This is a genomic window from Prolixibacter bellariivorans ATCC BAA-1284 (assembly GCF_000621705.1).
Taxonomy (GTDB): Bacteria; Bacteroidota; Bacteroidia; order Bacteroidales; family Prolixibacteraceae; genus Prolixibacter; species Prolixibacter bellariivorans.
The window spans coordinates 79,110-99,221 of the sequence record NZ_JHXO01000008.1 but is presented as its reverse complement, the minus strand read 5'-3'; the positions used below and the strand labels follow the sequence as shown (position 1 = coordinate 99,221).

The following is a 20,112-nucleotide window of genomic DNA, read 5'->3' as shown; positions in this document are numbered from 1 at the left end:
AATCGGTTTTATAGGCTAATGCGAAAGGCTGCTTTTTCGGTTTATGTATTCCAGAAAACATCCTTTGGTATAGGGTATATCCTTTCCATCGACCGTCTCGATGGAATAATGGCCACTGGTTCCTGTTAGTTTCCAGTGAATGTTTTCGGGCAATGATTTGCCAATCAGCTTGCCTTTCAGATGGCAATCATACAAAACGGCTTCGCCTTCGTAACGAAAAGAGCATGTGTAAAGTCGTTGTTTCAGAAGTAATTCGTTTTCATACAGCAGGATGTCCAGCAATTCTTCGGGTAATTGTTTTTCGGGGTTTTTGAGTTCATTACCGATGGCTTCCGTGTATTCCTTGCCGGTGAAACGTTTCATCAGGTATGAGGCCGGAATGCCTTCGTCTGACACTTCATATTCCGTTTTGCGATATTTGAGTGTGGCATCGAAATGGTACAGCGTAAACCGGAAATTGGGATCGATGTTAACCAGCCCCGATATGGCCCCAGGGCTTCTTTTTTCGGCAAAAGCCCTGTTCGTTTCATCATCAGTTGAGCTGAAACGATCGAAGCTTCCGGGGTGCCGGTGCCAGAGACCGAGCAGTTTTAGTGGAATACGATAACGCCGGGCACGCGCCCGTGCTACATAATTCACAAAGTCGTGATCGTATTCGAAATAATGCGGTCGGAAAATGGCTGCCGGACCTGGTTCGATACATTCAATGACATACCACATACTGCCATCGTCCTGTCCCAGCAAAATTCCACCGGTCTCATCAGGATGTTTGTGCAGTGTTTCAGTGATAATGGTATTGAACGCATCGGTTGAAAAGACAACACGAGGTGTTTCAGCGGATACCATTCAGGATTAATTAAAAAGTATGTGATTGAAACTCTTCAGTGGTTACTTTGCTATCCAGCCATAGTTCAAACACCGTAATCCACTTCACCGCCCAGGCAATCGCTGAGGCAGCAGAACTGCTCTCTTCCGGCGAAGCCAGAAAATCGGTTTGCCGGGCCGTGCAAATAAACACATGATTGTTTTCGTCGCGGAGCATGTGAGGAATTCCTCCTACTTCAGCCGCTAGTTCCTCCAGATCGGGATCGACTGAGTAGACCCGGATGGAGCCACCATACGTACTGTTGTCAGGATGATTATTTTGATAAATAACCTGTAGGTACCACTCGTTATCCGGATTGAGTACCTTGGTTTTTACGGCTCCGTGCCAGAAAAGCCGTCCGTCTTCCAGCTTTTCCATTTTAAACTTTGGAAAGAACCGGGCCATGGCCAACTTCTCTTCCTGTAGTAAATCCGGGTCGTTATCGTACCACTGGTAGGCCAGTTTGCCTTTGGGGATCTCAATGCCATCGCCGGATTTCCCGTCGGCTTCGACCTCTCCGTTGGAGCGGATGGTTACTTTTTCTCCTTTTTTTAGCTTTTCAGCCAAGCGTTTGCGGGCTTCTTCCGCTGCATCTCTAATTGTCGGCATAATAGAAGGTTTTAAGATGATATTTTGGTTTGTATCGGGTTCTTTTATCCTATGGTAACGATTATACCATTGTTTCGAATGTAATCATCCAGTAATTCTTCAAATCCGGAGTATACTTCCTGTTGAAGCCATTCGTTCGGAAAAGCTTCATGCCAGATATCATAAACAGGACTTTCATACTCTTCGTATGGATATGTAAAGGCCAGGTATTCGCTGTTTTCAACCTGCATGAAAGGAACAAATTGTGGTCCATTCTTGCTGAATTTGTGACGAATCCGACTATAGGCTGCATCAATTTCATGTATACTGAGAAAACGATTGCTGTTCCACGCCACGGTTTCTATCGATAACTTTTGTATTTTTTCGGAACAAATGAAGCCCCCGTTGTAATTCAGTAAAAAAGTCATGTGTGACAATGGAAAGAGAAAAGGCTGCGGATCCAGAAAATCCATTAGTTCATCATACCCCACAGCTTCATTAAAGAAGCAACGGTGGGGCAGGGCTTCCATCTTTTTTTCCAGCTGACGCAGCAAATCTTTCATCATGTTGGTTAGGCGTTAGCGTATAAGCATGCTTTGAAACAAGAGTAGCTCTTGTCTGTAGTGGATGAAAAGGAGAAAATAACTCAATACTAATAAATGGATATTCGGGTTTTGCTATTCCAGAACTTTTCAAACAAAATGTAAGAATATTTGAAGTAATATGCAATACAAATCTGTTGATATGTAGTCTTTTATATGTGATGTGCTACTGTTTGCGTTTGGTGACGAAAATTGTGCAAAGCGAATGTGATGCAAATATGGAGTTTGGTTAGCGACTGAGGGCACGTCGGCGAAAGCTTTGTTGAGATGAAATTGATGCATATATTTTTCGTCACGAAGGATGTGCAATGAAATGAAAGGCTATGCTGGATTTCCTCCCATTCCTGTCACTAAAATAATTTTGAAATCAACGGGAAAGATCGAGAATGCAAACTAACTTGAATTTCAGTGATTTATTTCGTTTTTGGGATTACCTTTATCGGATACTAAAAATCAAGATCTGATGCAAGTTGCCGTAACCAGAAAGGATATAAATTTTCGCCCGGATGCCAGCAGGGTTATCGCCCGCTTTTTATATACGGACGCTGAAAGGGCTAAAAACACAATTCGTTCTGTCGTGAATATGTCGGAAAATGAGGCAATGTTGGCATTAAACCCGGTGCTAAGAGATTATTCACTGCGCCATCGGAATATTTCACGAATTTTTGAAAAGCATTTTAATCGGATCGTTCATCTATTTAAAGACTTAAGTATTGACACAGAGTCGCTGACTTCTTCAAAAAAAATACTTCTGGGTTCATATTTCACGATGGAATATTCCATCGAATCGGCTGCTTTTTTTAACCCATCGGTTGTTGAGCATCCCGATCAATCAGAAACTGGCCCCGGTGAGAAACGAGTAATTTTAAGTTTCAGGGCAACCGGTGAAGGGCATATTTCATCAATCGTTTTCCGAACAGGTGTATTGGATGCCAATAACAACCTGACGATAGAACCTGTGGGTAAAATGCTGGAAGAGGCGGAACATATACGCCGTCATGTTTACGATAAAGAATCATTTAAAACGAAACTGGATGAAATGAAGGATTTTCATGGGATCATTCCATCTGGTTTAGTCCTGGATAAACTCAACGATAAATTTACTTACGGTGAGCTTTATCATTGTATAGAAGAGGCAAAAAAATCGCTTCACCTCGCTTCTGACAAAGAGATTCTTTTTAGCCAGATCATCTGGTTAGCGTCATCTCATTACGAACTTGATTTTTCGTTGGATACTAATATTTCCGAAAGGGTTATTTTCCCCGTTTCGGCAAACGAAAGAAATGGGATTGAAGATGCCCGTTTTGTGAAGTTTGAAGATGATAAAAAGGAAGTCTCATATTTCGCTACTTACACAGCCTATGACGGTACAACCATTCTCCCTAAAATGATTGAGACCCGGGATTTTTATCATTTCAAGGTTATCCCACTTCATGGTGAAATTGCACAAAATAAGGGAATGGCATTGTTCCCCCGGAAGTTGAATGGAAAATATGTTATGCTTTGCCGTTTGGATGGTTTTAACAATTACATTGCTTTTTCAGATAATATCTCTATTTGGCGTGAAGCCCAATTACTGCAAAAACCCCGATTCCCATGGGAATTCATTCAAATAGGAAATTGTGGTTCACCCATTGAAACAGATGAGGGATGGTTGGTAATAACCCATGGTGTTGGGCCGATGCGTGAATATGTCTTAGGTGCTTCTTTGTTTGATCTGGAGGACCCGACAATAGAAATAGGTAGATTGAAATCACCTCTGATAATGCCAAATGCTGAAGAAAGGGAAGGCTATGTGCCTAATGTGGTTTATTCCTGTGGCTCCATCATTCAGAATAACGATTTGATTATACCTTACGCGATGTCCGATTATGCATCGACCTATGCTACCGTAAACTTAGGTGACCTTCTGACGGAATTGAAAAATTCCAACCGGTAACTTTGGTATTACCTGATACGATTTGAACGATTTACTTCCATTTAATTCCTTCGGTCCTATTCACTAAGTGTAAACTTTACACACCTGAAAATGTGTGAATGATGTAACTCTTATCCTGAATTGTGTAACGCTTTCGGGGAAGTGGTGGAATACCTTTGCTTTGTAAGTTAGTCATTCACCTAATACAGAATCCAATGAAAAAAATAATTTTTAGCGTGATGCTGGCAGCTTTAATGATATGCACTGTTTTAACATCGTTCGGGCAGGAAGCAAATAAAAAGTTAATGAAGGCCAGGGGGAATTTACAGGTGGCTCAGAAAGACACTGTTAACCCAAAGTCGAAATTGATGGAAGCACAGAAAGATACCGCCAGCCCAAAAATGGAAATGATGGAAGTCACAAAGGACTACGCTTCAGAAATCGAGGAATTTAAGAACGAGGCTGATCTGAAATTATCAAGCAACCAAAAGCATATTGCAGTTTTAAGGGGAAAGTATCTGAAACTTGCTGAAACAGATGAGGCTTGCATGGAAAAGATTTCCAAACTGGAACAAAAAAATAGTGACCTGAAAAAATCCTTAGCTGATTATCAAGATGGCGGAAAAAACGATTGGTTATTATTTAAAAATCGATTCAACGATGATATGGATGAACTTCAAAATGCACTGAAAGAATTTGCCCCGGAGAAAATGGAGTAAGTGTGAAGCTCACATGCTATAAGATAACTAAAGTAATAGTATTTGGTATAAATGTCGCTATAACTTGAAAAAGTACCCAATGAAAAAGACACTTGGCATTGTGCTCATCATAGTTGGAATTGTGATGATCGCGTACACAGGATTTAATTATATAACCACTGAAAAGGTGGTTGATCTGGGACCGATTGAAATTACAAAGGAAAAAAAACATGCGGTTCAGTGGCCGCCCGTAGTGGGCGTTGTACTGATTGCTGGTGGTATTGTTGCCATTGTCGTGGATAAAAAGGCTCGTAGTTAACAAGGATTGAGAGGGATTTGAAATACTCAATGCCTGATTGATAAAACCTCTAACCGGAATTTTTGGAGGTACTCATTCGCGAGAAGTTGCTCTTAGTTTTTGAAATCGTATTTAGCATTTAAAAGCAAAACCAATGAAAACTCAAAAGTTAAGTAGAATTACACTAAGTATCCTGGCCGGAACTTTTGTGGTATTGATGCTCATTCCGTTAGCCTCATGTGCGAAGAAAATACATTTTTTGACATCTTCCGTAGTCCCTGCAGCAAAGGGGTTTGTGGTGATAAAGTCAGACAAAAACAAGAACTACAAAGTTAAAATTCAAGTGTCGGATCTGGCCGAAGTTGACCGGCTGGAATCAGCCAATACGACCTATGTGGTGTGGATGGTAACAGACCAGGGGAATACAGAGAATCTTGGGCAATTGAAAAGTTCCACCAGTTTCTTATCAAAGCAGCACACGGCCCAATTAGAAACAGTATCATCATACAAGCCAACCAAAATATTTATTACGACCGAAAATGGGATAAATGTTCAGTACCCGGGCAAAGAAGTTGTATTGACAACTGATTCCTTTTAGTATTTCCCGGCCGATGAGGAATGACACAATCTATTTTCCGGATTGTATTGCAACCCGGTTCGGACACTTAATCAACTAATATTCTATGTATTATCTAAGTAATTGAAATTTAAAAATTGTAGGATGAAAAAGAGTGTATTTTTCTTAATGGTAATGATTTTCACGTTAAGTGCCAGCATGGCATTTGGCAACAGTACGAACCTGAAATCAGATTCGGAAAAATCAGCTGTTCCGGCAAAAACGGAGAATAAACTATCTGCAGAAGAAATTAGCAGGCTAACGAAGCGCGTTGAAGAAATCCGAAGCATGGATAAAACCAACATGACAGTTAAAGAAAAGCGTGAGATGAGAAAAGAGCTGAAGGAGATTAAGAAAAATGTAAAGAGGAGTGGTGGAACCATCGTTATTGGTGGCGTGAGTCTTCTTTTAATTATTATCATAATTATCCTTTTGGTTTGATCAATAAAATTGAAATATTCTTCAAAGCTGCTTAATTCACGAGTTGCGTTTGAGTTTGTACATCCATTGCTATGAAAAGACAAAAAGAGCTATATGCATTACATTGGGTAGTGAATATGGCTTTTTTTATGAAAACATTTACCGCGGAAAAACGGCCACGATCGACTAATCAGAGAGATGTTTCGCGCATTTTTTTGATTTGTACGTCATTATTCATTTTCCTGTTTATTTTTGGGACTTCTTCAGAAGTTTTTGCTCAGGAATATTTTCAGCAAGAGGTCAACTACAACATTCATGTTTCGTTGAATGATCAGGTTCATGAATTAAATGCGTTTGAAACTCTTGAATACATCAATCATTCTCCCGATACGCTTCATTTTTTATATTTTCATTTATGGCCAAATGCCTATTCCAGCAATAACACTCCTTTAGCCAGGCAATTGTTCCCGTTTTATGGTAAGGAAAAGTTATTCGATGATCCGGAATTGAGAGGATTTATCGACTCACTTAACTTTGAAATCGATGGCAGGAAAGTTCCCTGGGAATTATTACCCGGTCAGCCCGACATTTGCCGGATAAACCTCGAGGTTCCTCTTATTTCGGGCGATAGTGTACGAATTACCACACCTTTCCGTGTAAAAATCCCCAAAGGAGTAACCTCCAGATTGGGCCACATCGGCGAATCCTACCAAATTTCCCAGTGGTATCCCAAACCGGCAGTTTACGACCAGGCAGGCTGGCACCCAATGTCGTATCTCGATCAAGGTGAGTTCTTTTCTGAGTTTGGCCGTTTTGACGTACGTATTACTCTGCCGGTCAATTACATTGTAGGTGCATCGGGAAACCTGCAAACCGACAGCGAAATTGAAATGCTGGACAAACTTTCAGCTGACACTACGTGGATAAAAACGGCCAATTCAGCAGGAACCGATTTCCCGGCTTCATCGAAACAGTTGAAAACGATCCGTTATACCGCGGATAAAATTCATGATTTTGCCTGGTTTGCTGATAAGCGGTTTCATGTACAAAAAGGGAAGGTGATACTTCCCAACTCTGGTAGAGAAGTAGCTACGATGGTTTTGTTTACAAATCAGCAAGCTGATTTTTGGAAAAAAGCCTTATCATATGTAAATGAAGCAATTCGTTGGTTTTCAAGTAAAATTGGCGATTATCCCTATCAGAGTTTCACAGCCGTTCAAAGCGGCCTCACGTCCGGCGACGGGATGGAATATCCCGGCATTACAGTAATCGGCCTGGCAGAAGATGCTTATTCCCTCGACGAAGTGATCGCTCACGAAATTTGCCACAACTGGTTTTACAGCGCACTGGGTTCGGATGAGCGGCAATTCCCTTTTATGGATGAAAGTATCACCAGCACCTACACCGACCGGTATCTAAAAGAAAAATATCCCGGGAAAAAACTTTGGGAAGTCTATGTTAAAAACAGAAAGCTGGCAAAGTTTATACATATCGATAAACTGCCAATCCAGCGAATGCAGGAACTGGAATGGCTTGTTCAGGCCCGCAACAACCTGGAGCAACCGATAAACCTTCCGGCAACAGAATATACCGAGTTAAATTACGTACTGATGATTTACAATAAAGCCGCAACCGCATTTCATTATCTCCGGGCTTATCTTGGCGATTCGGTATTTGACTCCGCCATGCAGGAATATTACATTCAATGGAAATACAAACATCCGCAACCTGAAGGTCTTCGGGTAATTCTTGAAACTCAATCCGGCAAAGATTTAAGCTGGTTTTTCACTGATTTACTGGGTACAACCAAGCGACTGGACTACAAAATGGTCCGCATTGAGAATCAGCAGTTGCTTATAAAAAACAAAGGAGAACTGGTTGCGCCGCTTTTCATTTCAGGTTTAACCGGTGATTCAATTTTTTTTGAAAAATGGGTGGATGGTTTTGAAGGACACAAATGGATCGATCTTCCGCCAGGCGATTATTCTGAAATAAAAATCGATCCCGGACATGTAACGCCTGAAATTTCCAGAATTAACAACAATATCAATAAAACCGGTACTTTTCCCAGGGCTGATCCGCTACAGACTCAACTCCTTTTTTCTGTTAATGACCCCGAAACGCACACACTTATGTATATGCCTGCCATTAACTGGACCAGGGAAAACGGTTTTATGTTGGGCATGGCGTTTCATAACGGCTTTATTATTCCGAAACCACTGGAGTATTTTGTGATGCCTTTTTATGCATTCGGAAATTCTGATCTGGCTGGGTTTGGGCGGGTTGCTTACAACATTACCCCGTATGACAAATTTATCCGGCTGGCAACCATCTCGTTGGAAGCAACGCAATTTGGGGCCCCGGGCCATCAAAATTACCGCAAAGTAAAAACCGGACTGGAACTTCATTTACGAAATGAAAAAATGACTCACCCATTAAACCACAGTGTGTTTGGAAATTACATTGCCGCATCCAATCTTTTTCAGATTGAACTTCAGGAGAAGGCAAAAATGAATTCTTATTTACAATTTGGATATCTCCTCGAGAAGCCCGGTTTAGTGAATCCATTTACCTTGCTGGCTTCTTTCGAATCCGGAAAATCATACCAAAAGACCTCGGTGGAATTTAACTACAAGGTCAGCTATTTTGGAAGAGACAATGGTTTGGATATCCGTTTATTTTCAGGAATAATGCTAAAAAACGACCCGGATGTTCCATTTTATGCTTTCTCAGCAAGTGGAAGGAGTGGCAGGCAGCAGTATCTTTATCAGGGTACGTACCCCGACCGTTTCAGTGTGTTTCCCGAAAACTTCTTCTCGCGACAAATGACCCTTTCCGAAGGAGGGTTGGTATCGCCGATGAACGATAGCTTGGGTTACAGCCGGTGGCTTTTTTCCATGTCCTTTACAAGTAATTTGCCTGGCAAAGCTGCCCGGTTTCCGGTAAAACCTTTTCTCAATTTATTACTCAACGATCATGGTGCAACAGTAGGCCAAAATTCTCCGTTTTTCTACGAGGCCGGTTTGAAAACCGGTATTTGGGACTTTTTCGAAATTTATATTCCCGTACTGGTTTCCAAAAACATGACTTCAGCCGGTGGGGCATTCAAAAACAGGATCCGCTTTGTTTTCTCCTTGGATTCATTTAACAGGCTAAATATGAGTGGTAAAAGATAAGAGATTCTCCTTTGCCAAATGCGTGAATGATGTAACTTATCTCTAAAGAAGCGTAACAGCCTGCGATACAAATAGAAATAACTTTAGACATGCAATCATTGAGTTGCAAAACTAAAAATTGAAGACCATGAAAATTTCGACCTTCACCTTTGCCCTGCTTTTTTGCAGGAACACTATTGTTCAGTTGTCAGTCGTCGTCTGAAAAAGTAAAAAATGTAAAGGATAATTGGCAATTCAAAAACTCCTCCTCCGGCCTGTCGGCCACCTCCTCCAGCGGAGGACAGCTTGCCAGTGGCATTACATTTAATCCCAAGGCGGTGCCATTGGGCTTAATTAATCTGGCCTTTCAGGCCGAAGAAATTGGCTTATTGCTCTGTCGTCCGCGACCGAACTCCTCCCCGGATGGGGAGGCCGGGAGGGGCTGACAAGGAAAACCACCCGAGGCCGGAAAACCTTATTCTTTGTTTGCCAAACCTTAGTAACCCGGCAATTCTTAATACCCCCCAACCTTATTAACCTTATGGATGTGGCATTATTGCAACGAGCATGAATAAGGTCAATAAGGTGTTGTGTGGTAGGGTGCGTGAATAGCTACTAAGGTTAAAAACTGAAAAATAAGGTTTAAAAAAATCAGCTCCCCCTTCCTTGCGCTCGAAACAATCTTAAATCACACCCGTTATCTCGTCCCCAATATCGCCAACAGGCGATAAGCGCGTGAGCCAGTCAAAGTTGCCCGGGCCGGTGATGGCGGGAATGGTTTTGTGCGGGTATTCAGGGATGTGGGCAGGAAAGGGCAAAATCATGACGCGGGTGGAAGGATCACTTTGACTTGACCTTTTGGTACTTTTACGTAAAGGTAAAAGTACGGTGAAGAAATAATCGTTTTTCAATGTTGTTGAATCACCATTGCGCTCGAAACATCCTTCCATTTTCAATCACAACCATCGCGCGACCGCTTTCTCCTATATACCTATCTTTTCTCTACAATCCTGCCATCCCGTCGGGATTAATTGAACATCCCAATTCCGGACCAAACCGTTTTATCCTGCAGTAGCTTGGCGCGCTGTCCCCCTTTGGAGGGGGAATGAAAGGGGGAGGATAAATTTTCCATTATTCATTGAAAAACTCCTCCTCCGGCCTGTCGGCCACCTCCTCCAGAGGAGGACACTGTCTTGTCCTGAAATAGGTTTACACAAAAAGTAAACTTATGGCAGGATTTAGTATGTATAGCGAGAGTTTTATAAAACAAGTCGTTAACGAAGTACAAATGGGGCTTATTACCAAAGAAGCAGCCCGACGGAAGTACCATATTAAAGGGCACACAACAGTTTTAAAATGGATTCGTAAATTTGGTAATGAAAAGGTTTATTCTGTTGGTATGGAACCGGATGATAAAATCTCCAAAACGGCCCTTCTGAGACGTATTAAGGAGTTGGAAAAACAACTGGAAGATGAGAAACTCCGCTCCGAAGGATTTTCACAAATGATCGATATTGCAGAAAAGCAATTTCACATTCCGATCAGAAAAAAGTCCGTAACCAAACGGTCCAGGCGTTAAAGTATTGCTATCCTCGCGTTGGTCTGGGCAGGATATGCCGACTGTTTGGTTTCACCAGGCAAGCTTATCACAAGCATTATAAAAAGCTGGAACGGGCGATTGTCGAAAATCATATTATTGTTCAGCTGGTTGAACAAATTAGAAAAGAGCATCCGAGAATGGGAACCCGCAAACTATATCATCTACTCAAGCCTGATTTAGAAATGCTCGGCATTAAGATGGGACGTGATGCTTTGTTTGACTTACTTTCCATTGAAGGAATGCTGGTCAGGAAAAGGAGGCGACAACACATCACCACCAATTCTCATCACTGGTACAGAAAGTATCCCAACTTAATCCAGGGGTTCATACCTTCCGGCCCAAACCAGCTATGGGTAAGTGATATTACCTATCTAAAAACGCATTCCGGTTTCCGGTATTTATTCTTACTGACAGATGCCTATTCAAAAAAAATATTGGGATACCATCTGGCCATTGATCTGGATAGTACACATGCTGTTGCCTGTTTGCAGAGGGCTTTAAAAAGTCTCGGTCAACCTGTCGCAGGATTAATACATCATTCAGACCGGGGGATTCAGTATTGTTCTAAGGAATATGTCAACCTGCTTCAGGATTACCAAATTCAGGTTAGCATGACAGAGAACAGTAATCCACGGGACAATGCCATTGCCGAGAGAATTAACGGTATTCTTAAAGATGAATATCTTCATCTCGAAGTAAGCAAGAACATCATTTTCACAAACAGTCAGTTAGAAAAAACAATAAACAAGTATAACAATAAGCGTCCACATCTGAGCTGTAATATGCTCACACCAGAACAGGCACATCTCAGATCAGGTACACTCAAAAAAAGATGGAAAACCTATTATAAAAAACAAGTAAATTTAAATGTCTAACCTGTAAACTTTTTTTAGGACGATACACACGTCGCAATCCATACTGCATAAAAGTTATGTATACCGTAATAGGGTGGATGGATAAAAAAACCGCCCCACCGGAGAGGTGAGGCGGACGGCTATACAATAGCCTCTTATAAAAACAAACCAACGAAGTCGTAACCCAAAGGTAGCTGGCCCGAAGGCCCGTATTATGCAGCCGGTTCCGGCTTTTTGCGGCGTTTCTTCACCTCCTCGTTATTCTCGGCGATAATGGTCGATACCGCCCCCACGAAACTGCCGTACAGCGCTTCATCCATATTGAGCATCGCCCGCAGGTGCACCACCAGCTTATCGTTAATGGTAACCACCATCCGTTTCTTAATCGTGGTCGCACTCTCCAGTTTCTTCTCCTTCCCCTTCTCGGTCTGGTACTCCACCCTGAAATCCTCAAAATCATCCTGTGCGGCCTGTAGTTGGGCAATCAGTTCGGCTGTACCGGCCACCGCCGTGATGGATGCCTGCAGCGAATCCTCGCCCAGTTCGTCGAGCAGCGACTTCACCAGCGTGGTCTCGGTACCATAGCTATCATCTACCATCGACAAGCCGTATTTATCGAACACAACCATCAGCGTCTCCGCAGCCGCACGGATCGCCGGGTCGGGATGAACGGTCTGTCCCTTCACAAACTGAAAGAGCGAGCGGATTTTATCATCGCGCACATCGTCCTTCTCTTCCAGCTGCGATTCCGCCTTCGAGCGGTCCACAGCCTTGGTTAGCAGATTATTTTCAGCCGACAGCCCGGTCATTAGCTCGTCCAGGTAGCTGTCGGTAGTTAGGTTAGCGTTGTTATACGCTTTAGTCATGCGAGTCATAGCCGAACCTACCTCCGTAGAGCGGCTATTAGAACTTATTCTCTTAAGCATGGTAGAAAATTTTTAATTCGACGTAAGAAAAGGTTAACTGAACCATTTTCAAAAAATTTAGTTAGGGTTTCGACTGTCTGGTTATTTAACTGATTACTAATTTATGATAAAATTATCACAATTCATTGATGTTCTTCGGCATAAATCGGCTAAAATAAAACCATTTACTTATCTCCCGGCTTATTATATAGTCGTTCGAATACTCGAAAAGTCATACTTTCGCTCAGGGAAGCCGTTCGACAACTCGAAAAGCTCTCTTTTTGCCCAGGGAAGCCATTCGAATACTCGAAAACGTTCACTTTTTGCCCGGGCGAGCCATTCGACAATTCGAAAAGCTCCACTTTTTGTCCGGGGACGCCATTCGACAACTCGAAAACCTTCCTTTTTTCCCCGGCGAGGGTTTTCGAATACTCGAACGCCCCTGTTTGTTGCCAGCGAGACAATTAGGATATACTGAAGGCCCCACTTTCCCGCAGCGAACGTTTGGGACAACTCCCAAAGCACAATTGATTATGTTGATGATGAAAAAATGAGTACTTTCAGGGGTGGAATGAGGAGGAAGACATAAAAAACCTAGATACAAGGAAAAAATGACACATAAAACAGTATTCGTTTCATATTCATGGGACAACAATGAGGAGCACAAAGAATGGGTTCTTAATCTTTCAAACAATTTAGTAAAGAATGGCATTGACGTTTGGCTTGATCAATATGACCTATCAGCTGGGCATGAAATGACTTACTTTATGGAAAAAGCAACCACTGCGGACAAAGTTTTGGTAATCCTAACCCCCAATTATAAATTAAAAGCAGATAAACGAGAAGGTGGTGTTGGCTATGAGTATTCACTTTTAACTGAAGAATTCTATAATAGTGAGCCTGACAAATCTAGAATAATTCCCATACTTCGAGATGGAACAAAGAACTCAAGTTGCCCGGCATTTTTACATACTCGATTATTTCACGACATGCGTAATGACAATAAATTTGATTCTAAATTCTTTGAACTTATTAAAATAATTGTTGACAAGCCACTAATAGTCAAACCTCCTATAGGAAAACTTCCTGAATTCGATAACGCTGCAATTCCGGAAGTTGATAAGACAATACTTGATTATAGAAAAAAAGAGGAATTTCACAGAAAAAAGAATGCCATAATAGATAGTGAAAAGGGAGTTGAATTATTTCATACAACTACAAATCAAATAGTACAACAAATATCTGAATCGCTTCAAAATTACACGACAAATTTCGGATTACATTTTGAAGTTAAAACCACTGATGAACCTAGCATCTTACTCTCTACGATAAATTATACTTTTTATTTTGGGACACACAATAGTTATTCTAATTCAGCAACAAACGCATATGTTGTGCTAAATTTCTTCAAAGGACCTGTTGGTTTATCTCCTTCTATAGACTACAGAGATACTCCCAAAATTATTTACAAAACAAATTACAAATTTGACTTGGAGGAGAATCTAAATCCAATATTTGTAAAAAAGGATAATTCCAACATAAAATTAACTGCTCATGAAATAGCAACAGTAGCTGTAAGAGAAGTGATCGTAAATGAAATTAAACTAAGAGAAAGCAAGCTAAGAGGTAACAGCGAATAAACATTAGGATTCAAAAGATTTTAACTACAAGGAGAAAAAAAATTGCAGCCAACTTTATCCTTTTTCATAACTAGACGTATTTATATTAAAAATATTAACATATGGAAAAATTTGAGATCGGACAGCAAGTAAGACTTGCGATTGATAATGACACAGTTTATCAAATAATAGAAATTAATCCAAAAATTAAAAAGGGAATATTAATAAGAGAATTTGGAACAGGTAACTTAGTCCAGGTGGATGCTAATGAGATATACCCAATTGGAAAAGAAACATAAAATGATTTGTTTTTCGGGTTGAGATAAATGCAGATGATGATTTCTTCTTTGATGATCGTCCGTCTTCCAAAAGATTAACCGGTTATTATAGGATTCGTTGGGCCACAACCAGGCTGGTTTACAACATTGTTGAAACCTGTAAAAATAAAAACAGTTCTAAATAACATCGACAACTAGATTTAACGCATCATCTCGAACACTCATGAAAATCCCCGCCATCTACTACGCCAGCTACGGTTCCAACATGCTGGAGAGCCGGTTTCACTGCTACATCCGTGGCGGGCAACCGGTATCTGTATCAGGGTACGTACCCCGACCGTTTCAGTGTGTTTCCCGAAAACTTCTTCTCGCGACAAATGACCCTTTCCGAAGGAGGGTTGGTATCGCCGATGAACGATAGCTTGGGTTACAGCCGGTGGCTTTTATCAATGTCCTTTACAAGTAATTTGCCCGGCAAAGCTGCGCGGTTTCCGGTAAAACCTTTTCTCAATTTATTACTCAACGATCATGGCGCAACAGTAGGCCAAAATTCCCCGTTTTTCTACGAGGCCGGTTTGAAAACCGGTATTTGGGACTTTTTCGAAATTTATATTCCCTTACTGGTTTCCAAAAGCATGACTTCAGCCGATGGGGCATTCAAAAACAGGATCCGCTTTGTTTTCTCCCTTGAGTCATTTAACAGTCTAAAGATGAGTGGTAAAAAATAAGATATTCTCCTTTGCCGAATGTGTGAATGATGTAACTCTTGCCGGAAATTGTGTAATGGTTTTTATTGCATGGAATCTGACCTTTGGTATGTAAGATTTAGTAACAATTTTAAAATTCAATGCTATGTCTATTTTAACCGTCATTGTTGTCATTCTGGTCGTTGGGGTTGTCCTTTGGCTGATAAACAGCTTTATTCCCATGCAGCGCACTATTAAAACTATTCTTAATGCCGTTGTTGTCATTATCCTTGTGATTTGGCTTCTGAAAGTATTTGGTGTTCTGGGCAGTTTGCAGAACATTCAGATATAAGTGCAGCTTTCTCATCTGATACTTGATGGAGATTGAAAATACGGTTTCTTATAATTGCTGTTTAAATGAATTCAGGCTTTTAAAAATGTACAGTGGAAAGGTAAATGTGTGAATGATGTAACTTATTTCTAAAGTAATGTAACAACCTCCATTACAAATAGAAATAACTTTGGATATGCAATCATTGAGTTGCAAAACTAAAAATTGAAGACCATGAGAAATAAAATTTCGACCTTCACCTTTACCCTTTTTTTGGCAGGAACGCTATTGTTCAGTTGTCAGTCGTCTTCTCAAAAAGTAAAAAATGCGAAGGATAATGTGCATGATGCAAAGATGCAGGTAGTGGAAGCTCAGCAGGAGTTAACTCAGGCATTGAAAGATTCGATCCAACAATTTAAAAACGAATCGTACCTGATCATCAGCAACAATGAAAAAAATATTGCCGCATTCAAATTAAAAATCGAAAACGGTAACAAAGCCACCAAAGCCAAATATGAGAAAGCGGTTGCTAAATTGGAACAAAAGAACAGTGAGCTTAAAATGAAGCTGGAGGAATTCAAAGAAGAAGATCCTAGCCAATGGCAAGAATTCAAATTGGAATTCAAAAGCGATATGAATAAGCTTGGTAAAGCCATATCTGATTTTACTGTTGACAATGTAAAATAGCCTGAAATTGAAAAAATAAAACCATCATGACTCTCGGAGCTTCCCTAAATCACAAAACCTTTAAATTCCTCGATACAATACTCTCAGTAAGAGTCTGGGAGGTACAACTGGTTATATCCAATGACTTTGGGAGGAAAAAGAGTGCAGATTTAGGTACGAGCATATGGAATTTCAAGCAGGTACTTAATTGATTTTATAACGGTTCAGAACAGATAAGAAGGAAACACCTGAACCAACAGGTAGCCGAATACAAAAACAATTAAAACAAAGAATCATGGGAAATTTGCTTTATATCATTGCCATCATCCTGATTATAGGATGGGCAGTCGGATTCCTGGGATTTCATACCGGGGGCATCATTCACGTACTTCTGGTTATTGCAATTATTGCGATAATATTAAGAGTTATTCAGGGAAGAAGGGTTCTATAAAAAGAATTTGTTTTTTAAGCATTTTGGAAATGAAAGCAAAAAAGTCAATTCTATTATTGTTGCTTATTGCGGCTTTGCTTACCGGATGTCTACTAAACAAGGTAACAGGACGCAAGCAACTGAGTTTAATTCAGGAATCGGAGCTGCAATTGATGGCCACGAATCAGTACCATACTTTTTTGTCGGAGCACGAGGTATTAAACCCAGGCAGAAGTAAAAATGCTGAGATGGTAGACCGGGTTGGTGCACGCATTTCAAGTGCAATTACGAAGTATTATCAAAGCCAGGGAAAAGGATCGGTACTGGAAGGATATGACTGGGAGTTTAATACCATTGAAAGTAAAGATATCAATGCCTGGTGCATGCCCGGCGGAAAGGTTGTTGTGTACACCGGATTGCTTTCCGTAACACAGAACGAAACGGCTCTGGCAATTGTTGTCGGACATGAAATTGCTCATGCCATTGCAAAACATGGCAGCGAACGAATGAGTCAGGGGATGATGCAGCAATTGGGAGGTATGGCCTTACAGGTTGCGATCTCGCAAAAACCCACTGAAACCCAAAATTTGTTTTTGCAGTCCTATGCTATTGGAAGCCAGGTCGGAGCTCTGTTGCCCTGGTCGCGACAACAGGAAACGGAAGCGGATCAGTACGGGTTAATATTTGCAGCCATGGCGGGGTATGATCCGCGGGAAGCAATTCCCTTCTGGCAACGAATGACTGATTTAGGAGGGGGGAGTCCTCCAGAGTTTTTGAGCACACACCCTTCAGATGAAACAAGGTTAAGGAAGCTAAAACAATTTATGCCGGAAGCCCTGAAATACTATAATCAGAGCAATTAGGGCGTATGGAAGATTCTGTTTTAATAAGTTAAGATAAGAATTGCAACACGGGAAAGACCTCAGGCTTTCCCGTAATTGTGTCATGCTTATCAGTAAAAATAGGTTGAAATTTATACCAGTTATTTCACAAAAATGATAAATATTATGAGCTCAGGAAAAGTGTTTTTAGGTGTATTGGCCGGTCTGGCCGCAGGTGCATTGACAGGAATTTTATTTGCTCCGGCTAAAGGTTCCAGGACCCGGAAAAGGATATTGAGAAAGGGAGAAAACTATACGGAATCCCTAAAAGAAAAGTTCGACGATTTTGTTGATGATATCAACGAAAAAGTTGAAAAGGTAAAAGATGGAGTTTCAGATTTTGCCGAAAAGAAAATGGCAAAACCGGAAAAAGCCGAGAAGAACAAAAAAGCAGCCACGGTTTAATACAACGATTCTAAAAGGAGTGAAACTCCAGCCCATGGAGAGGTAAAAATGCGTACCGTCAGATTAGGTTTTAACTTTTGCAAAGAAAAACAGGTAGGTGGATTTGAAACCCGCCTACCTGTAAACAAACTAATCTTGCAAAATATAGAAACCTAAAGAACGCTTACTTCGTTCAAAGATTTCAATCAATCTTTGAACTCCTGTTTTATCCGATCACTCAAATTGTCAATATTATCTCCTCTTTTTACTATTGTTGTGTCTGTTTCCCTGAGCTGATGTTCACTGATACCTGAGCTTCTGCATCCACAGTAAAAAACAACAGCAACCCAACCACCATAAATTTTAAAACCTTCATTTTATTCGATGTTATTTTGCTTGTCTCTTTACAGGCAAAGATAGCAACAAGTGCCCCGGAAAATGTTACACAATTCTCGGGAAGAGTTACATGATTCACACCTTTCATAAATGCAGTGAATAAAAGTCCAGCCACAACAACAGCATATCAGGTTCTTGCGCACTTCGGTTTTTCTTTTCAAAAGAGTTACCAATGTGTGAATGATGTAAGCTTTGGTTTAAATTGTGTAACACTTTTTCTTTCAACACGAAATACCTTTACCTGAAGACCAGCGAGTAGAAACCTTCAATCAGGAACAAGATGAAAACCAATAAAGCAAAATCAAAAGAACCCCGGATGAGGGATGTATTTCGAGCCGTCGGAGAACAAGATGTACTAAGACTCAGAAACCAACTGAAAAGAACTTTTCAATCCATGAGCAAGGAGAACAGCAATGACCCGAGGCAGAAAAATATAATGAACTAATTCGGTCTTTTTCTTCGGAATGGATTCGTTCACTGCGCAACTGTCTTAAACAATTAAATGTGTTAGTATGAAAAAGATGAGAATGAGTTTAATCGTGCTTTTAAGCGCGGCTTTTATTTTTTCAGGATGCGCTACCTGGAATAAAACACAGAAAGGGGCTGTTATCGGAACTGCTGCCGGAGGGACGGCGGGTGCCGTAATTGGCAGGGCTTCGGGAAATACAGCATTAGGTGCAATTATCGGAGCAGCCGTGGGAGGTGCATCGGGTGCAATAATTGGCCGACAAATGGACAAGCAGGCCGAAGAAATCAAAAAAACGGTTCCTGATGCAAAAGTCGAACGCGTTGGCGAAGGTATTGTTGTCGAGTTTAACAGTAATGTGCTGTTCGCTTTCGACAAATCGAACCTATCGAACGACGCTAAAACCAACCTGGATAAACTGGTACTCGTCCTGAATAATTATTCGGAAACGAATATTGAAGTCCAGGGTCATACCGATAGTCGAGGGAGTGAAGCCTATAACCAAACCCTGTCGGAACAAAGGGCTGGTGCCGTATCTGGTTATTTGACCGCTCAAGGTATTGCTTACGATCGCATTACAAGAAAAGGGTTTGGCGAAACAATGCCCAAATATTCCAATGCTGATGCAGACGGCCGCATGCAAAACCGCAGGGTTGAATTTTTAATCACGGCAAATGAAAAGATGAAGGCTGAAGCCGCGAAACAAACAACTAATTGAACTAAATAACTTGACGTATGAAAACAAAATCAGTTTCTCTTGTATTGCTATTTTTACTCTCCACTTCACTGGTTTTTGCCCAAGGCAATGATCAGCCAAAAACATCCATTGCTATTCTTGGAGGGATAAATTTTCAGAATTTGAATGGGGATGATATGAGTGGCAACAAGCTCAAAAATGATATGATCATTGGTTTTCATGGCGGAATCAATATTCAGATCCCAGTTGCTTCCGAGTTTTACTTTCAACCTGGACTAATGCTAAGCACAAAAGGGGCAAAAAATAAGGATGGCCTAATAACAAGTACCTATAAACTTTCATACATTGAATTGCCTTTGAATTTTGTTTATAAAGTCTGGCTTGGGAATGGTTATTTCATGCTTGGTTTTGGCCCCTTTATGGCTTATGGTGTTGGTGGTAAAGCAACTTTTGAAGGAGGAGCTGTAACGGTGTCTTCGGATATCGAGTTTAAAAGCACCGTGGATGCCGGCGACCCATTGACAGTGGCGTACTTTAAACCCTTTGATGCCGGGGCTAATCTGTTTTTTGGCTATGAGTTGGCAAGCGGGATATTCATACAACTGAACACACAGCTTGGCTTGGTTAAAATCAATCCGGAAGACAACCGGGTTTCTGACGATCAATCATCAGTTAAAAATACGGGGTACGGCATCTCGCTTGGGTACCGGTTTTAATCAATAATTATTCCAACCAAAAAAGGCCATCTGTATTGTTGTT

Annotated in this window: 23 protein-coding genes; 17 read left to right on the top strand and 6 right to left on the bottom strand. The window is 41.0% G+C overall.

Annotation, left to right across the window (positions count from 1 at the left end; genetic code table 11):
* Positions 1-15: 15 nt before the first annotated feature.
* From T426_RS25085 to T426_RS0110430, 3 genes are read right to left on the bottom strand one after another with little or no spacing between them, the layout of a single operon-like run.
* Complete coding sequence (locus T426_RS25085; protein WP_051568972.1) at positions 16-846, bottom strand: Mov34/MPN/PAD-1 family protein; 831 nt, start codon at positions 844-846, stop codon at positions 16-18.
* Between the two features lie 10 nt (positions 847-856).
* Positions 857-1,474 (bottom strand): type II CBASS E2 protein, encoded by a 618-nt coding sequence (locus T426_RS0110435; RefSeq protein WP_025866135.1) that lies wholly within the window; start codon positions 1,472-1,474, stop codon positions 857-859.
* A gap of 44 nt (positions 1,475-1,518) precedes the next feature.
* The gene (locus T426_RS0110430) at positions 1,519-2,019 is read right to left on the bottom strand and encodes an SMI1/KNR4 family protein (RefSeq protein WP_025866136.1); all 501 of its coding nucleotides are present in this window, start codon (positions 2,017-2,019) and stop codon (positions 1,519-1,521) included.
* Between the two features lie 499 nt (positions 2,020-2,518).
* Between T426_RS0110430 and T426_RS0110420 the strand changes: the two genes are divergently transcribed.
* The 6 genes from T426_RS0110420 to T426_RS0110395 all read left to right on the top strand — a co-directional run bounded on the left by T426_RS0110420 (position 2,519) and on the right by T426_RS0110395 (position 9,181).
* Positions 2,519-3,994, top strand: a complete 1,476-nt coding sequence (locus T426_RS0110420) for a glycoside hydrolase family 130 protein (protein WP_027585656.1) — start codon at positions 2,519-2,521, stop codon at positions 3,992-3,994.
* Between the two features lie 194 nt (positions 3,995-4,188).
* The gene (locus T426_RS0110415; RefSeq protein WP_027585655.1) at positions 4,189-4,692 is read left to right on the top strand and encodes a hypothetical protein; all 504 of its coding nucleotides are present in this window, start codon (positions 4,189-4,191) and stop codon (positions 4,690-4,692) included.
* Positions 4,693-4,771: 79 nt separating this feature from the next.
* On the top strand, positions 4,772-4,990 hold the full coding sequence (locus tag T426_RS0110410) for a YidH family protein (protein WP_025866138.1): 219 nt from the start codon (positions 4,772-4,774) through the stop codon (positions 4,988-4,990).
* Between the two features lie 133 nt (positions 4,991-5,123).
* Positions 5,124-5,567 carry a hypothetical protein gene (locus T426_RS0110405; RefSeq protein ID WP_025866139.1) on the top strand — a complete coding sequence of 148 codons (444 nt, stop codon included), beginning with the start codon at positions 5,124-5,126 and terminating at the stop codon, positions 5,565-5,567.
* 123 nt (positions 5,568-5,690) lie between these two features.
* A complete protein-coding gene (locus T426_RS0110400; protein ID WP_027585654.1) occupies positions 5,691-6,026 on the top strand; it encodes a hypothetical protein in 336 nt (111 codons plus the stop codon).
* Positions 6,027-6,154: 128 nt separating this feature from the next.
* Positions 6,155-9,181, top strand: a complete 3,027-nt coding sequence (locus T426_RS0110395; RefSeq protein ID WP_153637605.1) for a M1 family metallopeptidase — start codon at positions 6,155-6,157, stop codon at positions 9,179-9,181.
* Between the two features lie 662 nt (positions 9,182-9,843).
* On the opposite strand, the gene T426_RS0110385 is transcribed toward T426_RS0110395, so the two are convergent.
* Positions 9,844-10,110, bottom strand: coding sequence for a hypothetical protein (locus T426_RS0110385; RefSeq protein WP_025866145.1), 267 nt, complete (start codon positions 10,108-10,110; stop codon positions 9,844-9,846).
* 278 nt (positions 10,111-10,388) lie between these two features.
* Here T426_RS0110385 and T426_RS0110380 point away from each other — a divergent pair, with 278 nt between their 5' ends.
* Positions 10,389-10,739, top strand: coding sequence for a hypothetical protein (locus T426_RS0110380; RefSeq protein ID WP_027585651.1), 351 nt, complete (start codon positions 10,389-10,391; stop codon positions 10,737-10,739).
* Positions 10,655-11,635, top strand: coding sequence for an IS3 family transposase (locus T426_RS0110370; protein WP_148303885.1), 981 nt, complete (start codon positions 10,655-10,657; stop codon positions 11,633-11,635). Before T426_RS0110380 ends, T426_RS0110370 begins: the two co-directional genes overlap by 85 nt.
* 191 nt (positions 11,636-11,826) lie before the next feature.
* On the opposite strand, the gene T426_RS0110365 is transcribed toward T426_RS0110370, so the two are convergent.
* Positions 11,827-12,540 (bottom strand): DUF6261 family protein, encoded by a 714-nt coding sequence (locus tag T426_RS0110365; RefSeq protein ID WP_148303840.1) that lies wholly within the window; start codon positions 12,538-12,540, stop codon positions 11,827-11,829.
* Positions 12,541-13,130: 590 nt separating this feature from the next.
* On the opposite strand from T426_RS0110365, the gene T426_RS25080 reads away from it, so the two are divergent.
* The 7 genes from T426_RS25080 to T426_RS0110315 all read left to right on the top strand — a co-directional run bounded on the left by T426_RS25080 (position 13,131) and on the right by T426_RS0110315 (position 17,815).
* Entirely contained in the window at positions 13,131-14,159 is a 1,029-nt protein-coding gene (locus tag T426_RS25080; protein WP_025865839.1) for a toll/interleukin-1 receptor domain-containing protein, read from the top strand.
* A gap of 101 nt (positions 14,160-14,260) precedes the next feature.
* Positions 14,261-14,437 carry a hypothetical protein gene (locus T426_RS25755; RefSeq protein ID WP_153637606.1) on the top strand — a complete coding sequence of 59 codons (177 nt, stop codon included), beginning with the start codon at positions 14,261-14,263 and terminating at the stop codon, positions 14,435-14,437.
* 831 nt (positions 14,438-15,268) lie between these two features.
* The gene (locus tag T426_RS25545) at positions 15,269-15,454 is read left to right on the top strand and encodes a Thivi_2564 family membrane protein (RefSeq protein ID WP_036984966.1); all 186 of its coding nucleotides are present in this window, start codon (positions 15,269-15,271) and stop codon (positions 15,452-15,454) included.
* A gap of 213 nt (positions 15,455-15,667) precedes the next feature.
* Positions 15,668-16,120 carry a sll1863 family stress response protein gene (locus tag T426_RS0110335; RefSeq protein ID WP_025865836.1) on the top strand — a complete coding sequence of 151 codons (453 nt, stop codon included), beginning with the start codon at positions 15,668-15,670 and terminating at the stop codon, positions 16,118-16,120.
* Between the two features lie 274 nt (positions 16,121-16,394).
* Positions 16,395-16,550: a lmo0937 family membrane protein gene (locus tag T426_RS25750; protein ID WP_148303839.1), complete on the top strand. Its 156-nt coding sequence runs from the start codon at positions 16,395-16,397 to the stop codon at positions 16,548-16,550.
* Between the two features lie 29 nt (positions 16,551-16,579).
* Positions 16,580-17,392, top strand: coding sequence for a M48 family metallopeptidase (locus tag T426_RS0110320; protein ID WP_025865835.1), 813 nt, complete (start codon positions 16,580-16,582; stop codon positions 17,390-17,392).
* A gap of 144 nt (positions 17,393-17,536) precedes the next feature.
* Positions 17,537-17,815, top strand: coding sequence for a YtxH domain-containing protein (locus T426_RS0110315; protein WP_025865834.1), 279 nt, complete (start codon positions 17,537-17,539; stop codon positions 17,813-17,815).
* 247 nt (positions 17,816-18,062) lie between these two features.
* Here the strand turns inward: T426_RS0110315 and T426_RS0110310 are convergent, their stop codons facing one another.
* Positions 18,063-18,278: a hypothetical protein gene (locus T426_RS0110310; RefSeq protein WP_025865833.1), complete on the bottom strand. Its 216-nt coding sequence runs from the start codon at positions 18,276-18,278 to the stop codon at positions 18,063-18,065.
* A gap of 424 nt (positions 18,279-18,702) precedes the next feature.
* Between T426_RS0110310 and T426_RS0110300 the strand changes: the two genes are divergently transcribed.
* Positions 18,703-19,374 carry a YiaD family glycine zipper/OmpA-like lipoprotein gene (locus T426_RS0110300; protein WP_027585646.1) on the top strand — a complete coding sequence of 224 codons (672 nt, stop codon included), beginning with the start codon at positions 18,703-18,705 and terminating at the stop codon, positions 19,372-19,374.
* Between the two features lie 17 nt (positions 19,375-19,391).
* Positions 19,392-20,069, top strand: coding sequence for an outer membrane beta-barrel protein (locus tag T426_RS0110295; protein WP_025865832.1), 678 nt, complete (start codon positions 19,392-19,394; stop codon positions 20,067-20,069).
* The last annotated feature ends 43 nt before the right edge of the window (positions 20,070-20,112 follow it).

Bases quoted from the DNA above. Each gene is read 5' to 3' on its own strand.
- T426_RS0110420 (WP_027585656.1), top strand. From the start codon at position 2,519: ATGCAAGTTGCCGTAACCAGAAAGGATATAAATTTTCGCCCGGATGCC.
- T426_RS0110395 (WP_153637605.1), top strand. From the start codon at position 6,155: ATGAAAACATTTACCGCGGAAAAACGGCCACGATCGACTAATCAGAGA.
- T426_RS0110300 (WP_027585646.1), top strand. From the start codon at position 18,703: ATGAAAAAGATGAGAATGAGTTTAATCGTGCTTTTAAGCGCGGCTTTT.
- T426_RS0110365 (WP_148303840.1), bottom strand. From the start codon at position 12,540: ATGCTTAAGAGAATAAGTTCTAATAGCCGCTCTACGGAGGTAGGTTCG.
- T426_RS25085 (WP_051568972.1), bottom strand. From the start codon at position 846: ATGGTATCCGCTGAAACACCTCGTGTTGTCTTTTCAACCGATGCGTTC.
- T426_RS0110335 (WP_025865836.1), top strand. From the start codon at position 15,668: ATGAGAAATAAAATTTCGACCTTCACCTTTACCCTTTTTTTGGCAGGA.
- T426_RS25080 (WP_025865839.1), top strand. From the start codon at position 13,131: ATGACACATAAAACAGTATTCGTTTCATATTCATGGGACAACAATGAG.
- T426_RS0110405 (WP_025866139.1), top strand. From the start codon at position 5,124: ATGAAAACTCAAAAGTTAAGTAGAATTACACTAAGTATCCTGGCCGGA.
- T426_RS0110320 (WP_025865835.1), top strand. From the start codon at position 16,580: ATGAAAGCAAAAAAGTCAATTCTATTATTGTTGCTTATTGCGGCTTTG.
- T426_RS25750 (WP_148303839.1), top strand. From the start codon at position 16,395: ATGGGAAATTTGCTTTATATCATTGCCATCATCCTGATTATAGGATGG.
- T426_RS0110430 (WP_025866136.1), bottom strand. From the start codon at position 2,019: ATGATGAAAGATTTGCTGCGTCAGCTGGAAAAAAAGATGGAAGCCCTG.
- T426_RS0110315 (WP_025865834.1), top strand. From the start codon at position 17,537: ATGAGCTCAGGAAAAGTGTTTTTAGGTGTATTGGCCGGTCTGGCCGCA.
- T426_RS25545 (WP_036984966.1), top strand. From the start codon at position 15,269: ATGTCTATTTTAACCGTCATTGTTGTCATTCTGGTCGTTGGGGTTGTC.
- T426_RS0110380 (WP_027585651.1), top strand. From the start codon at position 10,389: ATGGCAGGATTTAGTATGTATAGCGAGAGTTTTATAAAACAAGTCGTT.
- T426_RS0110435 (WP_025866135.1), bottom strand. From the start codon at position 1,474: ATGCCGACAATTAGAGATGCAGCGGAAGAAGCCCGCAAACGCTTGGCT.
- T426_RS0110310 (WP_025865833.1), bottom strand. From the start codon at position 18,278: ATGAAAGGTGTGAATCATGTAACTCTTCCCGAGAATTGTGTAACATTT.
- T426_RS0110410 (WP_025866138.1), top strand. From the start codon at position 4,772: ATGAAAAAGACACTTGGCATTGTGCTCATCATAGTTGGAATTGTGATG.
- T426_RS25755 (WP_153637606.1), top strand. From the start codon at position 14,261: ATGGAAAAATTTGAGATCGGACAGCAAGTAAGACTTGCGATTGATAAT.
- T426_RS0110400 (WP_027585654.1), top strand. From the start codon at position 5,691: ATGAAAAAGAGTGTATTTTTCTTAATGGTAATGATTTTCACGTTAAGT.
- T426_RS0110415 (WP_027585655.1), top strand. From the start codon at position 4,189: ATGAAAAAAATAATTTTTAGCGTGATGCTGGCAGCTTTAATGATATGC.
- T426_RS0110385 (WP_025866145.1), bottom strand. From the start codon at position 10,110: ATGGAAGGATGTTTCGAGCGCAATGGTGATTCAACAACATTGAAAAAC.
- T426_RS0110295 (WP_025865832.1), top strand. From the start codon at position 19,392: ATGAAAACAAAATCAGTTTCTCTTGTATTGCTATTTTTACTCTCCACT.